The organism is Lysinibacillus sp. NPDC097868 (genome assembly GCF_044761135.1).
Lineage (GTDB): Bacteria > Bacillota > Bacilli > Bacillales_A > Planococcaceae > Lysinibacillus.
In genome coordinates this window covers 435706-454209 of record NZ_JBIWBS010000001.1, presented here as the reverse complement: position 1 = coordinate 454209, position 18504 = coordinate 435706, and the positions used below count along the sequence as shown (strand labels likewise).

Here is an 18504-nt window from a genome sequence, read left to right as displayed (position 1 = left end):
GGTGAAAATTTGTGCATATCCATTTAAGCAATGCGAGTGAAAAACCAATTTACGAGCAAATTACTGTACAGCTAAAAGAGGCAATTTTAGCAAATAAAATACAGGCTGGCGATGTACTCCCCTCTATTCGTGCACTCGCAAAGGATCTCAAAATTAGCGTAATGACAACAAAACGAGCTTATGCAGATTTAGAGCGAGATGGCTTTATTGAAACCGTAGCTGGCAAGGGTAGCTTTGTCACTGAACGCAACCAAGACTTTCTCCGTGAGGAATTATTGCGTCAAGTAGAAGAGCATCTGCAAAAAGCCGTAAGGACAGCCAAAACTGCAGGTCTTTCAAAAGAGGAATTAGGAGACTTACTTTCGTTAATTGTAGAGGAGGACAACTAAATGAATTCCATAGAAATTCATGATTTACACAAAATCTTTGAAGGCTTTTCATTAAAAGATATTAGTTTTTCAGTACCACAAGGAACTGTTATGGGCTTTGTTGGTGAGAACGGTGCAGGCAAATCAACTACTATTAAATGCATGCTCAATTTATTGAAAAAAGAATATGGCGAAATTTCGCTATTCGGCAAAGACATTGTCGAACATGAGCTTGCGATAAAAAACGACATCGGTGTCGTTTTCGACGAGCTGCATGTACCTGAAACGCTTAATGCGACGCAACTCGACAAATTTATGAAAAAGGTATTTAAAACATGGGATTCTACCTATTATTTTGAGCGATTGGCACAATTTAAAGTACCTGAGCGAAAAAAGGTAAAAGAATTATCTCGAGGAATGAGGATGAAGCTATCAATTGCATTAGCGTTGTCACATCATCCAAAATTATTGATTTTAGATGAACCGACAAGTGGACTAGATCCAATTATACGTGATGAAATTCTCGACTTGTTTTTAGATTTTATGCAGGACGAGACACATAGCATTTTATTTTCATCACATATAACGAGTGATTTAGAAAAGATAGCTGACTATATTACATTTATTCATAATGGTGAAATTTTATTTAGTGAAAGCAAGGATGTCTTACTGTATGACTACGGTATTTTCAAAGGGAACAAAGAGGAAGTAAGCGATTTACCAGAGCAAGCCATTATCCGCAAACGTAATGGCGCTTTCGGGCTTGAAGTACTTGTTCTAAAAAACGAAATAAGTGAAGCATTTACCGTTGAAAGGCCTACTATTGAAGATATCATGCTATTTTACGTGAAAGGTAGTGTTCAATTATGACTGCTCTTCTAGTAAAAGATTTAATGACCATTCAACGGCAATTAAAGATACAAGTCCTTTTTCTTTTACCGATTCTTTTTATATCCATTGTGTTTGGGCAAGGATATTTTATTTTTCCCTTTATTTTATTTCTCCTAATTATTCAAGCAGTCACTGCTCTTACTTATGATGAACTATGTGATTTTGATAAATATGCCAATACTTTACCCATTTCAAAGAGCGAAATTGTCCTTAGTAAATACATGCTCAGCCTTTTTCTAATGTTTATCGCATTGATTATTGCGTTACCTATTGTTTTTATAATTAATCACTTCACCAACAATTGGGAAACAGCTAATTATTTCCTTACATTTAACCTTATTATTGCGGCAGCATTATGTATGCTTGCTTTATTATTACCAATCTATATAAAATTCGGCTCTATAAAAGGAAGATTTGTCCTTATTTTCCTATGCTTTATTCCAGGCTTGATTATCGGTATGTTAGATGAGTACTTTGCGAATATTTTGCTAGTTGTTTCTAAACTACAACATTTGAGCTATCTCGCACCTTTTATCGGACTTTTTATTTTATGGTTATCTTCTCTTATTTCAACAGCAATCTATAAACGTAAGGAATTTTAGGAGGGAGGTTGCATGCACTATGAAAGCTTTATTATGGCATAGATTGTCCATGCAAAAATGGTATATACTTTTGTTGCTTATAATTAGTTTGTCCATAACTTTCATAAACTTACATTTTTTCAGTGACTCTTCTATCGTCATATTTGCGTTAATTTTTTCTGTGACGATAGTCGAAAGCATGTATACGCAAGATCATAAAGCGAAGTGGGAACTGTTTGTTAATAGTCTTCCTTTAACGAAAAAGATGCAGTTACAAGCGGATTATCTTTATTGTTACGGCTTAATTGCACTACTGTTTATCACATCTGCTCCTATTTATTTTTCACCGTTTTACGAACATAGCGATAGCTTCGAGCATTTTGCTATTTATTTCGCAAATATTAGCTGTGCTATTTTGCTTGTTTGTACGCAATTTTATACACATCATATAGAGGCGACTAAAGGGATGCGGTCCTTTAGAATGATAGTTTATGTATTACTTATTTTTTCCGTTAATTTTCCAATCCATTATTATTTATCAATGGTAGCTATCAATTTGTCAGTCATTTTAATACCAACAGTAATTAGCATAATCATCAGTATTTTCGTTTTTCGAAAATGCCATGTGCTGTATAGAGCTAAAGAAATCTATTAATGCTAACAACAATCCGACTGACCAATAATATTCATAAATAGGACAAGCCCCATCGTGAAATAAACCACGGTGGGGCTTGCTTTGTAATTACAAGGTGAAGGCTAATTTCCGTTGCGGGTTGCTCGCTTTCCGCGGGGCGTTGCTTAAGCGTCCAGTCGGAGCGAAAATCAAACGCTCACGTTTATGCTATTTTTTATCAATTACTACATGTTTTAAAGTGTCAGTCGTTACATCAATATCAAACGCTTTACCGAAACCGACAACGTAACGACCTTCTAAAGGTGTTAGCTCAAATAGTGAAAAATCAAGTGTGCGCAATAATTGCATCATTTTCGCATTATGCACTTCATCGAATAATGCAAACACTTCCTCATAGCCTTCATTACCTAATAAAGTAGGTGTACATTGCCAACGTGCACGCTCTGTCGCAAACGGGTTAGCTGTTACTGCCTCGTCTGCTACACATATTAAATCTACAAATTGAGACTGCTCCATTAGTTTAAAATGCTCAGCAATCCGACTAATATAAACATAAAATTTCCCGTTTAGTCGCACAAATGGTGTAGTACTGCTGAACGGCTTACCTTCTGCATCTACAAGACTAAGAACACAACTTTTTTTACCTTGTATAAACGCTTCATAATCCTGTTTAATTTGGTCCATGTTAATTTCTTTTTGCATCCTAATTCCTCCTATGCCTTCACAGTACTTTTTAATTGAATTCGGGGAGCGGAATCCCATGATACATATTGAATTTCCGCTTCCATCCGATAAATTTGCTGAATCATTTCTTCTGTCATCACATCTTCAGGTGTACCAATTTGTGCTCGGTATCCATCCTTTACAACGACAATTTGGTCGCTATAACTAGATGCTTGATTTAGATCATGGAGTACCATGACAACCGTCATCCCCATTTCACGATTAAGCTCTCGTACTAATTCCAGTACTTCATGTTGATGGGCAATATCTAAATAAGTCGTAGGCTCATCCAATAATAAAATTTGTGGTCGTTGTGTCAATGCCATCGCAATCCATGCGCGTTGCGATTCTCCACCAGATAACGCCGCAATTGGTTGATCTCGATAGTGCATTAATTGCGTTTTCTCTAATGCCCAATCAATGATTTCTTCATCTTCAGCATTTAAACGTTCAAACCATTTTTTATGTGGATAGCGACCATAAGCGACTAAATTTCGAACTGAAATATCTGCTGGCGCTTGATTTCGCTGACTAAGTATGCACATTTTCTGTGCAATTTCTTTAGACGAAAGTCGACGTATATTTTCGCCGTTGAAGGTAATTGTCCCACCACTGTAAGGCTGCATACGTGCAATGGCCTTTAGTATCGTAGACTTTCCAGAGCCATTCGGCCCGATAATGGATAGTACCTCTCCTTTGTTGACATCAAATGAAAAATTATGGACAACTTCTTTTTGCTCATAACGGACAGATAGCTGTTCAATTTTTAACAATTAAAACGCCTTCTTTCGCATTAAATATAAGAAATAGGGTCCACCAATAACAGCCATAATAATCCCTGCTGGAATATCTAGTGGTGCAAATAATGTCCGACCACCTGTATCTGCAATAAGTAATACTATAGCGCCCATCGCCATACTCATCGGTAGCATGTACTTATAGTCTGAGCCTACAAGCATGCGCGCCATATGTGGAACGATTAAGCCGACAAAACCGATCATACCAATTGCCGCTACTGAGATAGCTGCTAAAAATACAGCTAAAATAGATAACATAATACGAATACGTGTTACATTTTCGCCGAGGTTCACTGCAACTTGGTCTCCTAAGCGGATAATATTCGCCTTTCGGATAGCAAAGATTGATATAATCCATCCGATAATGGCGTAAGGATAAATCATATGTAGCGAAGCATTTCCCTTCGCGGCAAGGCTACCATTTAGCCATTGCACAGCAGATGGAAGACGATCACTATACATGATGGATAGGAAACCAATTATTCCGCCACCTAGTGCATTGACAGCAACACCTGATAAAATAATTGTTATTGGTGAAATACCTGAACGACGCCAAGCTAATGCGTAGACAATTGTTGCTGCAAGTAAGCCCCCAACAAATGCTGCAATCGGAATGTAATTTGTGAATTCCGGATTGGCTAACATAATAAGTAACACAAAGGCAGCAGCACCACTTGTGACACCTGTCAATCCTGGGTCAGCTAATGGATTCCCCATCACCGCCTGCAATAGCGCACCTGAAATTGCAATATTTGCACCAATAATTAATGCTAGTAATACACGCGGCAGTCGAATATCCCAAATTATCGTTGTATACACACCTTCATTTGTCCGGCCATTTAATATCGTTGATAGTATTTCTGGAATTGTAATATGGACACTTCCAAGTCCAATGGCAACAATCGCTGCTATTAATGTCAGCACAAAGGTAACGATTACGATTATGCGACTTCTCGTTGTACTAATCATAGTTAAACCTCATTCTTACTTGTAGAAATAATTTGCAATTGTTGTAAGTGCTGTTTCTACATTGGCAATGGAAGTCACACCAAATGTACTATAATCAAGCATATATATTTTGTCATTTTTATAAGCTGACAATTGTGTCCACGCACTATTTTTTTCAATTTCTTGCTTAAATTTATCTTCATTCGCGCCATGATCACCTGATGCTAATACGAAAATCATATCCGGATCAGCTACTACAATATTTTCTAAGTTCATTGGTGAATATGTTGAGTCTGCTTTTAACACGGATTGTGCAATATTATCTGCACCTAAACGTTCAACTAAACTACCTAAATATGATTTTTCGTTCATAACCATGAATGAATCAGATGTACCAATCACTAGCATGACAGATGGAAGTTCCTTGCCTTTCCCCTGTGTTTCTAGTTCATTTTCCTTCGCTACAATACTTTGTAGCACTTCATTCATTTGATCTTCTTTTCCAAAGTATGTACCAAGTACTTTGAAACTTAATTTTAAATCGTCATATGACTCTGTCGGTAAATATGCTGTTGGAATATTCATTCCTGTTAGTGCTTGATCCAACGAGCTTTGAAGAGCTGATGCCCCAATAATTAAACCTGTTTGTAAACTTGAAATGACTTCTAAATCCGGTGCCATCGGTGAGCCAATTTTCGTAATTGCCTCAAAATCTTTAGGAAGTGGATTTGTCGATGTTGGAACTCCCACGGGTGTAATGCCTAATAGGTTAAGCATCTCTGTTAACGGGACTGATGTAGTGACGATCTTATCAGGCACCTCTGCCGGGAAACTTGCTAAAGCTTTTTGAAATGCTTCTTCATCTACGCCGTCTTCAAATGCTTCTGCGGATGCATCTTCTTTTACATCTGTTGCTACTTCTTGTTGTACTGGTTTATCTGCTTCTTTTTCTACACTTTTTTCTTCTTGCTTCGCACATCCCGCTAATGCACATACTATTACTAAAAGACTAACCCAAACCCACTTTTTCATATTTTCTATCTCCCTACTAATTGATAATGATATTCAATGTCATTTATAATATCAGACTTCATTGATAATAGCAACGTCTAATTGATAATATATTTTCCAATTGGAAAATATGCATAGCTTATAGGGCATCCTTCAGTAATAGCATGTGAACCACCAACAACTAAATGAAAAAGCGAGGTATTTACGATTGAATCGTTGAATACCTCGCTAGAGACTGTCGACAAAGTTAAATTAAGATGATTCGCTCCGAGTAGACGCATTTCCGCAGGAGTCTGGCTAGCATAAAAATTGTTTAGGTGCCTGACACTCAGGATAATATCGGCCCGAAAAATCCACTTCGCTTTCCGCGGGCACCTTGTAAGCCGCAACCTTCGCTTTCGTGCGGATTGTTGCGGCTTACATTGCATGCGTACCCACAGAATCTACGTGGATTTTTCCTTTAGTAAGTTATAAAAATTGTTTCGGTGCCTGGCACTTATTGATTACTTATTGATTGGAGTGGGCGACACGACACTCCTGTAGAACCAGCACGAGTGGAAATCAACTACAGTAGTTTAATTCTATAACTTTGTCTACACACTAAAGCGAGGCATCCAACGATCGAATCGTTGGATGCCTCGCAATAATATATGAATTTTTTGTGACCTCGTTTTAGGGTTTTTTAAGCTTCAGGTCCGATAATTGAAATCGCCGGCTCTGCTTTTAATATTTTAGCAATGAGTCGATCAACTGATTCCATTGTTACAGCATCAATGGACGCTAATACTTCATCTACTGAACGATGTCTTCGATGAACTAATTCACTTGTACCATTACGATTCATACGTGCACCCGTACCTTCAAGACCAAGCACAAAGCTTCCTTTTAGCTGTTCCTTAGCATTATCTAGCTCTTCCTCAGTAACGCCTCCCGCTACAATATCAAGCAATGTAGCATCAATTGTATGTTGCAATTGCGAAAGCTGCTGGCGACTTGCACTACCGTAAATCGTAAATGCCCCAACATCTGCATAGCATGATTGATAGGAAAAAATTGAATATGCTAAACCGCGCTCTTCTCGTACCTCTTGGAATAGACGGGAGCTCATGTTTCCACCAATAATATTATTTAAAGCAATAAAGCTATACATATCTGGATCTTTGACACCGATTGCTGGATAAGAAAGTGCTAAATGCGCCTGTTCCGTATCACGCGTTTTCGTAATTTCTCCTGGATGGAACTGTGGATTTGTCAGGACCGGTACAACAGCAAGTGGTGAAGCCTCGTAATGTCCGAACAAGTTTTCAATCGTTGTTAATAGTGATGAAGAAATATTCCCTGCCACAGAAATCACAATAGATTCTGGTCCATAATGTTTAGCCATATATTGTCGAATCACATCTGCAGTAAATGTTTTTAATGTAGCAGCAGTCCCTAAAATTGGACGTCCTAGAGCATCATTTGGATACATTACTTCCCAAAGCTTTTCATGAACATCGTCATCAGGAGCATCTTCACTCATTAATATTTCCTCAAGTACTACTTGACGTTCCTTCTCTAATTCTTCTTCCGAAAATGTCGAATTAAAGAACATATCTGCAAGGATTGTTAAGGCAAGCTCCGCATGATGATCCAAAACTTTCGCATAATAGCATGTGTTTTCCTTTGAAGTAAAGGCATTTAGTTCTCCACCAATACGGTCGAACTCCTCTGCTATTTGGCGAGCAGTTCTCGTTTTTGTCCCTTTAAAAAGCATATGTTCGATAAAGTGCGTAATTCCATTTTCCTCTGGAAGTTCATAGCGAGAACCAGCATTGACAAATATGCCAAGAGCAACGGATCTTACATGATCAATTTGCTCGGACACAATACGCACACCGTTTTGACATGTATGTACTTGTACCAAATAATTTCCTCCTTTTACAACCGTTTTATTTGAAAAAGGCTGCGCATCATACGCAGCCTTTTTTTATAAAATTATTTACCTTGTTCTGCGCGTTCTTTTTCCTCTTGAATAACTACTTTACGAGATAAGTTTACACGACCTTGTTTGTCGATTTCAATAACTTTCACAAGTAATTGATCGCCTAGTTTTAACACATCTTCTACTTGCTTTGTACGTTCTTCTTGAATTTCAGAAATGTGTAATAAGCCATCTTTGCCTGGGAAGATTTCACAGAAAGCACCGAATTTTTCGATACGTTTTACTGTTGATAAGTAGTATTCGCCGACTTTTGCTTCACGTACGATATCTTCAATAATTTGTTTTGCACGTGCGTTCATTTCTTCATCTGCTGAAGAGATGTAAATTGTACCATCTTGCTCTGTATCAATTTTTACGCCTGTTTCTTCAATAATTTTGTTGATTTGTTTACCACCTGGTCCAATTACATCGCGGATTTTATCTGGATTGATACGCACGATAACAATTTTCGGTGCATAAGTAGATAATTTCTCACGTGGCTGTGCAAGTGTTGCAAGCATTGATTCTAAAATATGCATACGACCGATTTTTGCTTGTGTTAATGCTTCTTCTAAAATATTGCGTGATAAACCGTCAATTTTAATATCCATTTGAAGCGCTGTTACACCTTTAGCTGTACCAGCTACTTTAAAGTCCATATCTCCAAGATGATCTTCCATACCTTGGATATCCGTTAAAATTGAGTAATGCTCACCTTTTTTAATAAGTCCCATCGCAATACCAGCAACAGGTGCTTTTAACGGAACACCAGCATCCATCATAGCTAAAGTAGAAGCACAGATTGAAGCTTGTGATGTTGAGCCGTTTGATTCAAGTACTTCTGATACACAACGGATTGTGTATGGGAATACAGATTCATCAGGAATTACTGCTTCGAGTGCACGCTCACCTAAAGCACCGTGACCGATTTCACGACGACCTGGACCACGAATTGGACCAGTTTCCCCTACAGAGAATTGAGGGAAATTGTAGTGATGCATAAAGCGTTTAGATTCTTCTACACCTAAGCCATCGATAATTTGTACATCGCCAAGTGCACCTAAAGTACAAATTGAAAGAGCTTGAGTTTGTCCACGTGTAAATAATGCCGAACCGTGCGTACGTTGTAATAGCCCTGTTTCTGAAGAAAGTGGGCGAATTTCATCAAGTTTACGACCATCTGGACGGATTTTATCTTCTGTAATTTGGCGACGAACTTCGTCTTTCACCATTTTATCTAAAATTGTATGAACTTGTTTCATTGTTATGTCATCAGCTTCTTGTTCTTCATAAGAAGCGACAATACGGTCCTTCACAGCTTTAATAGCTTCATCACGTGCATGTTTTTCAGCAGTTTGAATCGCATCATGCATTTCCGTTTCACATGCTGCTTTAATATCAGCTTGAATAGCTTCATCAATTTCAAACAATGTTACAGGTAATTTTTCTTTCCCTACTTCAGCAATAATTTGCTCTTGGAAAGCAATAATTTTTTTAATTTCTTCATGACCGAACATAATTGCTTCTAGCATTATCTCTTCAGGTACTTCTAAAGCGCCTGCTTCAACCATGTTAATAGCATCTTTGTTACCAGCTACAGATAAGTGAACAGTTGAGATGTTGGATTGCTCCACTGTTGGGTTCACGATGAATTCACCGTCAATATAACCAACCTGCACACCAGCAATCGGACCGTCGAATGGAATATCAGAAATTGCTAATGCTAATGATGAACCTACCATTGCTGCCATTTCAGACGTGCAATCAGGATCATTAGACATAACCATTGAAATTACTTGTACTTCATTACGGAAACCATCTGGGAACATTGGACGAATTGGACGGTCAATTAAGCGGCTTGCTAAAATCGCTTTTTCAGATGGACGCCCTTCACGTTTAATAAAGCCGCCAGGAATTTTACCCGCTGCATATAAACGTTCTTCGTAGTTTACTGTTAATGGGAAGAAATCTAGTGGTTTTGGTGATTTTGACATTGTTGCTGTTGCAAGTACAGAAGTATCACCATAGCGTACTAATGCTGCTCCATTTGCTTGTTTTGCTAACTGTCCTACTTCAATTACAAGTGGACGGCCAGCCCATTCGTAGGAATAGACTTTCTTTTCGTTCATTCAATGAACCCCTCTCTATTATAAAAACACTTACTCGTCTGTATGTACTAATAGTAAGTGTACCAAAAATGCTTGTTCTATGCTAAATATTTCATGAAATAATCATACATTTAAATTCAGTTATTGCCAATTTATTTAGGATTTATTTCTTAATTTGGTTTTAATGGCGATTTTGCTTGCTTTTGTGCTTATATTTTGATGTAATTTGGCTATTTTTTGCTATTCATGTTTATAGTAGCCTACATATAAAGATTATGTCTTTTAATTTGCACTTAGTCATTCGCTTTCCATTTGCAAGTATCAATCTCTTGGTAAATACTTAAGAATAGCTAGAAAGTTTTAAAAACATAAAGAAAAAGCGGGAATAATCCCGCTTTTCGATTGTCAATTAGCGACGTAAGCCTAAACGATTGATTAGTTCACGGTAACGTTGAACGTCAGTTTCACGAAGATATTTAAGTAAGTGACGACGACGACCTACCATTTTTAGAAGACCACGCTCAGAGTGGAAATCTTTTTTGTGTGTACGTAAGTGAGTGTTTAAAGCGTTGATTTCAGCTGTTAAAACTGCAACTTGTACTTCTGGAGAACCAGTGTCACTTTCGTGAGTACGGTACTCAGCGATAATTTCGTTTTTACGTTCTTTTGTAATAGCCATTTGTATTGACCTCCTAAATAATTGTTTAATCCCCATTAGCACAGTAAACGTTGGAGTCATCGGTATACCGAGCTAAGGTTAAGCACTTTATGCACTTATGAATGTTACCATAAAATAAAGGGGCAAGCAAGTAATAACGTTGTTCTGCCAACAGTCTAAGCATTACCGACCTCAAGCAAATAGTGCTGAGTAAGCTGAACAGTGCTGTAAAAGATAGTGATTCTATCCTATTTTAATACCATTTTACTCTGCATGCATTTTGACAAATTCTATTTAATTACGTTAAAAAAGTGAATAGCCTCTTGCTTATCTTTTTCTATTTGTGTTTTTAACGCTTCGATTCCGTCGAATTTACGCTCGCTTCGAATACGTTTATACCAAGCAACATGCACTTCCTCACCATAGATGTTTTTCTCGAAGTTTAAAATATGAACCTCGATAGACAGTTGCTTGTCATTGGGATCTTTAAATGTTGGTTTATAGCCTACATTACATACACCATCATACCAATTATTTTGCACAAGTAGACGAACAGCATACACACCACTTGCTGGAATGTATGTACCCTCTAATGCTTGAACATTGGCAGTAGGGAAGCCTATCGTACGTCCGCGTTTATCGCCGTGCACGACAATACCTTTTATGTCAAAAGGTCGCCCTAGAAGCATTCTTGCTGCCTCCATATCTCCCTCCTGCAATAACTTACGAATACGCGTTGAGCTAATTTTCTCAAGCGCATCGGTTTTTTTATCGACAACTGTTACACCATACTCCCCATTACTTAACGCACGCATATCTTCCATTGTGCCTTTACCAAATGCACCAAACGAAAAATCAAAGCCTGCTGTAACATGTTGAATGTTTAATCCTCGAATAAATGTATCAATAAAAGCAGCAGGTGACAGCTTTGCAAAGTCCGATGTAAAATGTACAACAAATACAGTATCTACACCTTGTTCTTCAAACAACTGCAATTTCTGCTGTAATAATGTAATATAGAATACTTTTTCATTTCGTCCGCCTAGCACTAAAGATGGATGCGGATCAAATGTCATTACGGCTGTTGAGATTTGTCGCTTGTCCGCCTCTTGCTTAGCAGCATCAATAACCGCCTGATGTCCAATATGTACACCATCAAAAAAGCCAATTGCCAATGAGTAAGGCTGTATGCTTTCTCGTTGCTGTAATTGGTGTGGGTATTTTAAATGAATAACCTCCATACAAAAATCCTCCTACTCTATCGTCGGAAACATTTTATGTGGTTTCATGTAACCTTCCTTAGTCGGATGGGCTTGATAAACCGCAAATGCTTTTCCTTTGATTCCAAACACAATTTTATCATGCACCTTTAATAATGCATCTGCTGGAAGCACTTGTCCATTGAAAATTTCTTTTTCATTAGCGGAAGTTATTTCAATATATGGATAGTCTGATAGTGCGTATTCTACAGGAAGTATGCATGTATTGACTTGTTCATTTTCCATTAATTCTGCAACTTGTGCCAATGTAAAGCAATTGTCTTGCGTAAATGTACCCGATGCTGTTCGCACAAGCTCATGCATATGTGCAGGATATCCAAGTGCTTCGCCAATTTGAACAGCAAGTGTACGAATATACGTACCTTTGCTACATGAAATCCTTACAGGGAATGTAATTTCATGCCCTTCGTATATTTCCTTCTCATCAAGTAGCTCTAATGCATAAATTGTAACCTGTCTTGTTGGTCTTTCAACCGTCTCACCTTTACGAGCATATTCATATAAACGTTTGCCATTTACTTTTACAGCTGAAAACATCGGTGGGGTTTGATTTATAATACCAGTTAAGGAAGCTAATACATCAAGCAGCTCCTCACGTGTAAACGTCTTATTTGTGTTATCTTCTGCAACTGTTTCTCCTTCGGCATCTTCAGTTGTCGTTGTGCGTCCAATTGAAATCACTGCCTCATAAGTCTTACCTGCATCTGTTAAATATTCTGCAATGCGGGTTGCCTGTCCGATACAAATTGGAAGAACACCTTCCACTCCTGGATCTAATGTGCCCGTATGGCCTACTTTTTTTGTACGCAATATTTTTCGTAATTTAAAGACGCAATCATGACTTGTCATGCCACGTTCTTTCCACAGCGGTAAAATACCATTCATAAAAATCCCCCTTTAACAAAATTGCATAAAAAAAGTCTGCCTGCATGAAGATGCATGTGGCAGACTTTTACTGTTGTGCTTATTCTTTGTGTAAACCACGTAGTAATGAATCAATACGGTTCCCATATTCAATCGATGAATCGAATTCAAAGATTAACTCTGGTGTTCGACGTAAACGGATACGAGAACCGATTTCTGAACGGATAAAGCCAGCAGCTTTAACTAAAGCTTTTAGCGTTTCTTCACGTTCACGTTCATTGCCTAAAGATGTAATATAAATTGTTGCTTGTTGTAAATCACCTGTTACATCTACACCAGTAACAGTTACGAAGCCAACACGCGGATCTTTAATTTTACGGCCAATAATATCACCAAGCTCTTTTTTCATTTGCTCAGCAACACGGTTTGAGCGTAGAGACATAATTAGTCACCTCAATTTCGATGTTCAAATATTTGCGCTACAGGCGAATGATGACGGTGCATGTTCATACGCCTCATCAGGCTTCCTGCAACTATCGCAAATATCCTTACTACTTATAAATAGTCTCGCCACACATTAAGCTGTTCCCATGACGGATTTGACTCTAAATAATGAAGAGCATGATTGATTTCACGCTCCGCTGCTTCTTTCGAGGAAGAAACAGCAACAAGCGCTAATTTCGTACGTTGCCATACATTTTGATGGTCGATTTCCGCAATGGATACATTAAACTTCTGTTTTGTGCGAGTAATCATACGCTGTAAAACAGCGCGCTTTTCCTTTAACGAATGGGCAGTTTGAACGATAAATTCTACCTCAACGTATACAATCATTATGCACGTTTAATTTCTTCCATAATGTAGGCTTCAATGATGTCGCCTTCTTTAATGTCATTGAAGTTTGTAATCGTTATACCACATTCGTATCCTCTTGCAACTTCTTTTACTTCGTCTTTGAAACGTTTTAATGTATCTAATTCGCCTTCGAAAATCACGACGTTGTCACGGATGACACGTACGCCTGAGTCACGTGTTACTTTACCTTCTGTAACGTAAGAACCAGCAATTGTACCTACTTTTGATACTTTAATTGTTTGACGAACTTCCGCTTGACCAATAATTTTTTCTTCAAATTCTGGGTCTAGCATACCTTTCATCGCTTGCTCGATTTCTTCGATTACTTTATAAATAACACGGTGTAGACGAATATCTACGCCTTCTTCTTCCGCTGCACGTTTTGCATTAGTATCAGGTCGTACGTTGAAACCGATAACGATTGCATTCGATGCTGCTGCAAGAGAAATATCTGATTCTGTAATTGCGCCAGCGCCTGTGTGGATAATTTTCACATTTACGCCTTCGACATCAATTTTCATTAGTGAAGCAGCCATAGCTTCTACAGTACCTTGAACGTCAGCTTTAACGATTAAGTTTAACTCTTTCATTTCGCCTTGGCTCATTTGTTCGAATAAATTATCAAGCGTTACACGTTGTTTTTCAGAACGTTGTGCTTGAATAGCTGTCATTGCACGAGTTTCCCCAACTTGACGAGCTGTTTTTTCGTCTTCGAATACAACGAAGCGGTCACCAGCTTGTGGCACATCGTTTAATCCAGTTATTTCTACTGGCGTTGATGGGCCAGCTTCTTTCACTCGACGACCTTTATCGTTGACCATAGCACGTACGCGGCCGTAAGCGTGACCAACTACGATAGGATCACCGACTTTTAATGTACCGTCTTGTACTAGTAGTGTTGCAACAGAACCACGACCTTTATCAAGTTGTGCTTCAATTACAGTACCAAGTGCTAAACGATCTGGATTTGCTTTTAACTCTCCAACTTCGGCAACAAGTAAGACCATTTCTAACAATGTGTCAATTCCTTCACCTTTTAATGCTGAAATAGGGACGAAAATCGTTTCGCCACCCCAAGCTTCAGGTACAAGACCATGCTCAGTTAATTCTTGCATCACACGATCAGGGTTTGCTGATGGTTTATCCATTTTGTTGACAGCAACAATAATTGGCACTTCTGCAGCTTTAGCATGGTTAATCGCTTCAACTGTTTGAGGCATTACACCATCGTCTGCCGCTACTACTAAAATTGTTAAGTCTGTTACTTTCGCACCGCGCGCACGCATTGTTGTGAATGCCGCGTGTCCAGGTGTATCAAGGAACGTAATCTTTTTGTCGCCTTCAGTTACTTGGTATGCTCCGATATGTTGTGTAATACCACCAGCTTCTCCAGCCGTTACTTTTGTATGACGGATTGAGTCTAGTAACGTTGTTTTACCATGGTCAACGTGACCCATAATTGTTACTACAGGAGGTCGTTCTGATAATTCAGCATCATTAACTTCCTCTGTTTGTTCGAAGTGCGTTTCTAAATCCGTAATATCAACGCGGATTTCTTCTTCAACTTCTACACCGTAGTCTGCACAAATTAACTCGATTGCATCCTTATCTAATTCTTGGTTAATTGTAGCCATAACACCAAGCATAAATAATTTTTTAATGATTTCAGATGGCTCACGGTATAATTTTTTAGCTAATTCAGCTACAGAAAGTGATTCAACAAATGTAATTTTTTCTGGTAATTCTTTTTGTTTCATTGGTATTGATGGTTGATGCGTTTTTGGATGACGGCGTTTACCGCCGTGAATTCCTGGTTTTGGACGTTGGTTGTATCCACCGCCGCCTCTACGATTATTATTATTATTGTTATTATTATTATTTTGTGTCATATTTCGATTTTGATTACCTTTAGTATTCTTAGATTTTTCGTTAGACGAATTTGAGTTTTGTTGCGTTTGTTGATTGTAATTATTCGCTTTCGGCTTAGAAGTAGCAGACTGCTGCTTTTGTCCATCTTGCTTTTTCACCGATTGCTGTGGTTTTTGTTGTCCATTCGCTTGAGATCGTTGTGTTACATTTTGAGTAGGCTGTTTTGCGTCTCTTTTATCTGTTGGTGCTTTAAATGATTGGTTTAACTTTACCACTGTATCTTTCTCCAACATTGACATATGGTTTGTTACACTCACATTTAATTTACTTAGCGCTTCAATAACCTCTTTACTCGATTTATTCACTTGTTTGGCATATTCATGAACTCTGATTTTGGTCATCTGCTCACCCCCGATTATTTTTCGTTGAGTAGACTAGACAATTTACTTGCAAAACCTTTATCGGTAATAGCTAAAGCCACTCGGGCCTCCTTACCTGTAGCATGTCCTAGATCATAACGATCGCCAATTACATGATACTCAACGTTGTAATAAGTGCATTTATCTTGAATTTTTTTATTAGAGTTTTTAGAAGCATCGTTTGCTAGCAATACAAGCTTAGCATTACCATTCCGGACTTCCTTTACTACTAACTCTTCACCTGAAATAACTTTTCGGGCTCTAGCCGCTATACCAAGCAAATTAAACACTGCTTGATTGGTCATAAAATAGCCTCCCTACGAATGAGCAATAGTAGCTCTTCATATATCTCTTCAGGAATTTTCGCTTCAAGTTGGTGCCCTAATACATTTTTCTTACGCGCGATGTCAACCGCCTGTTCAGACTTTGAAACATAGGCGCCACGTCCAGGTTTTTTCCCTGAAACATCAACGCTTACCTCGCCCTCTTTTGAGCGAACAACACGAATCATTGCTTTTTTTGGTAGCATTTCTCCAGTAGCTACACATTTTCGAAGTGGTACTTTTTTATTAATCACCATAAGAATCACCTTTCCTCTCTGAAGCTTCGTAAGAGGTGGACTAGCCATAACCAATACGGCAAGGTGGAATTTTGTGATTTGAACATTGTGGAGTACAATCACACCTCTCAAAATTCAAGACCTTTGCCACAGTTTCTGGCTTTATTCAGTCGGCCTGGGAACGCCCACTGAATAAAGCCAGGTGACCAGTCACACGGGCTTTCTTACTTATTCTTCGTCGTCTTGATATAAGTCAACTGCAGCTGCTTCGAAGTCGCTATCTTCAGCAGGTACGAAAGTGCTTGTTGCAGATGGATAAATACCTAACTCACGTGCATCTGTTTCACTTTTAATATCAATTTTCCAGCCAGTTAATTTCGCAGCTAAACGAGCATTTTGACCACGTTTACCTATTGCTAAAGATAATTGGTAATCTGGAACTACAACAGTTGTTGATTTTTCTTCTTCATTTACTTGCACATCTAATACTTTTGATGGGCTTAGTGCATTTGCTACGAATACAACAGGGTCTTCTGACCATTCAACGATATCAATTTTCTCACCGTTTAATTCATTAACAATTGTTTGTACACGAGCACCTTTTGCACCTACACATGAGCCAACAGGATCAACTTCTTCATTATGTGCATGGACAGAAATTTTAGAACGGTCCCCTGCTTCACGAGCAATTGATTTGATTTCTACAATGCCCTCATAAATTTCAGGCACTTCCATTTCAAACAAACGACGTAATAAGCCTGGGTGTGTGCGTGATACGATTACTTGTGGACCACGTGTCGTACGTTCAACTTTTGTAATATAGACTTTAATACGATCATGTGGATTGTATGTTTCGCCTTGGATTTGTTCGTTTTGTGGTAATGCAGCTTCTACTTTCCCAAGACCTACGTAAATGTTACGTGCATCTAAACGCTCAACAACACCCGTTACAATATCATCTTCTCGATCTACGTATTGCTCATAAATTAAACCGCGTTCTGCTTCACGTACACGTTGTGTAACGACTTGCTTCGCTGTTTGGGCAGCAATACGTCCAAAATTACGAGGTGTTACTTCTTGCTCAACAATATCTTCTAGTTGATAAGCAGGATTGATAGCCTTTGCATCTTCTATTGCAATTTGTAAACGGTCATCGTCAACTTCTTCAACAACATCTTTACGTGAAAACACACGAATTGAGCCTTTGTCTAAATTTAAGTCTACACGAACATTCTGAGCTTGGTTAAAGTTGCGCTTGTAAGCTGTTACTAATGCAGCCTCAATCGCTTCGATTAACACATCTCTTGAAATTCCTTTTTGTTCTTCCAGCGCCGTTAGCGCATCTAACAAATCACTACTCATTTTATTTTCACTCCTAAATATGCATTATGCTGAAAAATCGATGGCAAGACGTGCCAAGGCGATTTTTTCTTGTTCAATTGTTACTGTAATTTTTCGGGTTTTAACGGATACTTCCATCACTAATGTATGTTCATCATAAGATGTTAAGTAGCCTTGGAATTCCTTCAAGTCCTTAATAGGCTCATAAGTCTTCACATAGATAAACTTGCCAACGGCTTTTTTAAAATCAGTATCTTTTTTTAATGGACGTTCTGCACCTGGTGAAGATACCTCTAAATAATAATTTTGTGTAATAGGATCTTTTTCATCCAACAGTAAACATAGTCGTTCACTAACTTGAGCACATTGGCCAATGTCAATCCCACCCTCGGGTGTATCTACATAAACACGTAAAAACCAGTTACGTCCTTCTTTCACAAACTCAACATCCACCAACTCAAGATTTAACTCTTCGACAATCGGTGTAGCAAGTTCTTCAATTAAAGATGGTACTTTGCTCATTGTTTCCTCCTGCATTTTTCAATTTCAGGCGTAATAAAACAGAAATTCCACCAGTGATGTTGGTGAAATTTGACGGTCTTACCTGCTGTTAGTCTAAAAAATTTGCTTTGCTT

At 38.3% G+C, this 18504-nt stretch carries 20 protein-coding genes; 4 read left to right on the top strand and 16 right to left on the bottom strand.

What is annotated here, in order from left to right; all coding sequences use genetic code 11:
• Positions 1-11: 11 nt before the first annotated feature.
• Genes ACIQXJ_RS02115 through ACIQXJ_RS02100 form a run of 4 tightly spaced genes read left to right on the top strand, consistent with a single transcriptional unit; the run spans position 12 to position 2495 of the window.
• Positions 12-389: a GntR family transcriptional regulator gene (locus ACIQXJ_RS02115; protein ID WP_403049065.1), complete on the top strand. Its 378-nt coding sequence runs from the start codon at positions 12-14 to the stop codon at positions 387-389.
• The gene (locus ACIQXJ_RS02110) at positions 390-1238 is read left to right on the top strand and encodes an ABC transporter ATP-binding protein (protein WP_403049062.1); all 849 of its coding nucleotides are present in this window, start codon (positions 390-392) and stop codon (positions 1236-1238) included. It abuts the gene before it with no gap.
• Complete coding sequence (locus ACIQXJ_RS02105) at positions 1235-1861, top strand: ABC-2 transporter permease (RefSeq protein ID WP_403049059.1); 627 nt, start codon at positions 1235-1237, stop codon at positions 1859-1861. The genes ACIQXJ_RS02110 and ACIQXJ_RS02105 overlap by 4 nt, the downstream gene beginning before the upstream one ends.
• A gap of 19 nt (positions 1862-1880) precedes the next feature.
• A complete protein-coding gene (locus ACIQXJ_RS02100; RefSeq protein ID WP_403049056.1) occupies positions 1881-2495 on the top strand; it encodes an ABC-2 transporter permease in 615 nt (204 codons plus the stop codon).
• A 186-nt stretch (positions 2496-2681) separates the two neighbouring features.
• On the opposite strand, the gene ACIQXJ_RS02095 is transcribed toward ACIQXJ_RS02100, so the two are convergent.
• The 16 genes from ACIQXJ_RS02095 to rimP all read right to left on the bottom strand — a co-directional run bounded on the left by ACIQXJ_RS02095 (position 2682) and on the right by rimP (position 18391).
• Complete coding sequence (locus ACIQXJ_RS02095) at positions 2682-3176, bottom strand: HugZ family pyridoxamine 5'-phosphate oxidase (protein WP_340825784.1); 495 nt, start codon at positions 3174-3176, stop codon at positions 2682-2684.
• A gap of 11 nt (positions 3177-3187) precedes the next feature.
• Positions 3188-3970 carry an ABC transporter ATP-binding protein gene (locus ACIQXJ_RS02090; RefSeq protein ID WP_403049053.1) on the bottom strand — a complete coding sequence of 261 codons (783 nt, stop codon included), beginning with the start codon at positions 3968-3970 and terminating at the stop codon, positions 3188-3190.
• Positions 3971-4963: a FecCD family ABC transporter permease gene (locus tag ACIQXJ_RS02085; RefSeq protein ID WP_403049050.1), complete on the bottom strand. Its 993-nt coding sequence runs from the start codon at positions 4961-4963 to the stop codon at positions 3971-3973.
• 15 nt (positions 4964-4978) lie between these two features.
• Positions 4979-5974, bottom strand: a complete 996-nt coding sequence (locus ACIQXJ_RS02080) for an ABC transporter substrate-binding protein (protein ID WP_403049047.1) — start codon at positions 5972-5974, stop codon at positions 4979-4981.
• A 661-nt stretch (positions 5975-6635) separates the two neighbouring features.
• On the bottom strand, positions 6636-7859 hold the full coding sequence (locus ACIQXJ_RS02075) for a M16 family metallopeptidase (protein WP_403049044.1): 1224 nt from the start codon (positions 7857-7859) through the stop codon (positions 6636-6638).
• A gap of 71 nt (positions 7860-7930) precedes the next feature.
• A complete protein-coding gene (gene pnp, locus ACIQXJ_RS02070; protein WP_403049041.1) occupies positions 7931-10045 on the bottom strand; it encodes a polyribonucleotide nucleotidyltransferase in 2115 nt (704 codons plus the stop codon).
• 388 nt (positions 10046-10433) lie between these two features.
• A complete protein-coding gene (rpsO, locus tag ACIQXJ_RS02065; RefSeq protein ID WP_008178982.1) occupies positions 10434-10703 on the bottom strand; it encodes a 30S ribosomal protein S15 in 270 nt (89 codons plus the stop codon).
• Positions 10704-10972: 269 nt separating this feature from the next.
• The gene (ribF, locus tag ACIQXJ_RS02060; protein ID WP_403049038.1) at positions 10973-11923 is read right to left on the bottom strand and encodes a riboflavin biosynthesis protein RibF; all 951 of its coding nucleotides are present in this window, start codon (positions 11921-11923) and stop codon (positions 10973-10975) included.
• Between the two features lie 12 nt (positions 11924-11935).
• Positions 11936-12847, bottom strand: a complete 912-nt coding sequence (gene truB / locus ACIQXJ_RS02055; RefSeq protein WP_403049035.1) for a tRNA pseudouridine(55) synthase TruB — start codon at positions 12845-12847, stop codon at positions 11936-11938.
• 79 nt (positions 12848-12926) lie between these two features.
• The gene (gene rbfA, locus ACIQXJ_RS02050; protein ID WP_024361990.1) at positions 12927-13268 is read right to left on the bottom strand and encodes a 30S ribosome-binding factor RbfA; all 342 of its coding nucleotides are present in this window, start codon (positions 13266-13268) and stop codon (positions 12927-12929) included.
• Between the two features lie 113 nt (positions 13269-13381).
• Positions 13382-13660 carry a DUF503 domain-containing protein gene (locus ACIQXJ_RS02045; RefSeq protein WP_401009446.1) on the bottom strand — a complete coding sequence of 93 codons (279 nt, stop codon included), beginning with the start codon at positions 13658-13660 and terminating at the stop codon, positions 13382-13384.
• Positions 13660-15951: a translation initiation factor IF-2 gene (gene infB, locus ACIQXJ_RS02040; protein ID WP_401009447.1), complete on the bottom strand. Its 2292-nt coding sequence runs from the start codon at positions 15949-15951 to the stop codon at positions 13660-13662. Before infB ends, ACIQXJ_RS02045 begins: the two co-directional genes overlap by 1 nt.
• Positions 15952-15965: 14 nt before the next feature.
• Positions 15966-16274, bottom strand: a complete 309-nt coding sequence (locus tag ACIQXJ_RS02035; RefSeq protein WP_173477724.1) for a YlxQ family RNA-binding protein — start codon at positions 16272-16274, stop codon at positions 15966-15968.
• Positions 16271-16549, bottom strand: a complete 279-nt coding sequence (rnpM, locus tag ACIQXJ_RS02030) for an RNase P modulator RnpM (RefSeq protein ID WP_403049031.1) — start codon at positions 16547-16549, stop codon at positions 16271-16273. Before rnpM ends, ACIQXJ_RS02035 begins: the two co-directional genes overlap by 4 nt.
• Before the next feature lie 207 nt (positions 16550-16756).
• The gene (nusA, locus tag ACIQXJ_RS02025) at positions 16757-17890 is read right to left on the bottom strand and encodes a transcription termination factor NusA (protein ID WP_340825803.1); all 1134 of its coding nucleotides are present in this window, start codon (positions 17888-17890) and stop codon (positions 16757-16759) included.
• A 24-nt stretch (positions 17891-17914) separates the two neighbouring features.
• Positions 17915-18391 carry a ribosome maturation factor RimP gene (gene rimP / locus ACIQXJ_RS02020; RefSeq protein ID WP_403049028.1) on the bottom strand — a complete coding sequence of 159 codons (477 nt, stop codon included), beginning with the start codon at positions 18389-18391 and terminating at the stop codon, positions 17915-17917.
• Positions 18392-18504: the final 113 nt, after the last annotated feature.

Bases quoted from the DNA above. Each gene is read 5' to 3' on its own strand.
- ACIQXJ_RS02110 (WP_403049062.1), top strand. From the start codon at position 390: ATGAATTCCATAGAAATTCATGATTTACACAAAATCTTTGAAGGCTTT.
- ACIQXJ_RS02105 (WP_403049059.1), top strand. From the start codon at position 1,235: ATGACTGCTCTTCTAGTAAAAGATTTAATGACCATTCAACGGCAATTA.
- ACIQXJ_RS02100 (WP_403049056.1), top strand. From the start codon at position 1,881: ATGAAAGCTTTATTATGGCATAGATTGTCCATGCAAAAATGGTATATA.
- ACIQXJ_RS02095 (WP_340825784.1), bottom strand. From the start codon at position 3,176: ATGCAAAAAGAAATTAACATGGACCAAATTAAACAGGATTATGAAGCG.
- ACIQXJ_RS02085 (WP_403049050.1), bottom strand. From the start codon at position 4,963: ATGATTAGTACAACGAGAAGTCGCATAATCGTAATCGTTACCTTTGTG.
- ACIQXJ_RS02080 (WP_403049047.1), bottom strand. From the start codon at position 5,974: ATGAAAAAGTGGGTTTGGGTTAGTCTTTTAGTAATAGTATGTGCATTA.
- pnp (WP_403049041.1), bottom strand. From the start codon at position 10,045: ATGAACGAAAAGAAAGTCTATTCCTACGAATGGGCTGGCCGTCCACTT.
- rpsO (WP_008178982.1), bottom strand. From the start codon at position 10,703: ATGGCTATTACAAAAGAACGTAAAAACGAAATTATCGCTGAGTACCGT.
- ribF (WP_403049038.1), bottom strand. From the start codon at position 11,923: ATGGAGGTTATTCATTTAAAATACCCACACCAATTACAGCAACGAGAA.
- truB (WP_403049035.1), bottom strand. From the start codon at position 12,847: ATGAATGGTATTTTACCGCTGTGGAAAGAACGTGGCATGACAAGTCAT.
- rbfA (WP_024361990.1), bottom strand. From the start codon at position 13,268: ATGTCTCTACGCTCAAACCGTGTTGCTGAGCAAATGAAAAAAGAGCTT.
- ACIQXJ_RS02045 (WP_401009446.1), bottom strand. From the start codon at position 13,660: ATGATTGTATACGTTGAGGTAGAATTTATCGTTCAAACTGCCCATTCG.
- infB (WP_401009447.1), bottom strand. From the start codon at position 15,951: ATGACCAAAATCAGAGTTCATGAATATGCCAAACAAGTGAATAAATCG.
- ACIQXJ_RS02035 (WP_173477724.1), bottom strand. From the start codon at position 16,274: ATGACCAATCAAGCAGTGTTTAATTTGCTTGGTATAGCGGCTAGAGCC.
- rnpM (WP_403049031.1), bottom strand. From the start codon at position 16,549: ATGGTGATTAATAAAAAAGTACCACTTCGAAAATGTGTAGCTACTGGA.
- nusA (WP_340825803.1), bottom strand. From the start codon at position 17,890: ATGAGTAGTGATTTGTTAGATGCGCTAACGGCGCTGGAAGAACAAAAA.
- rimP (WP_403049028.1), bottom strand. From the start codon at position 18,391: ATGAGCAAAGTACCATCTTTAATTGAAGAACTTGCTACACCGATTGTC.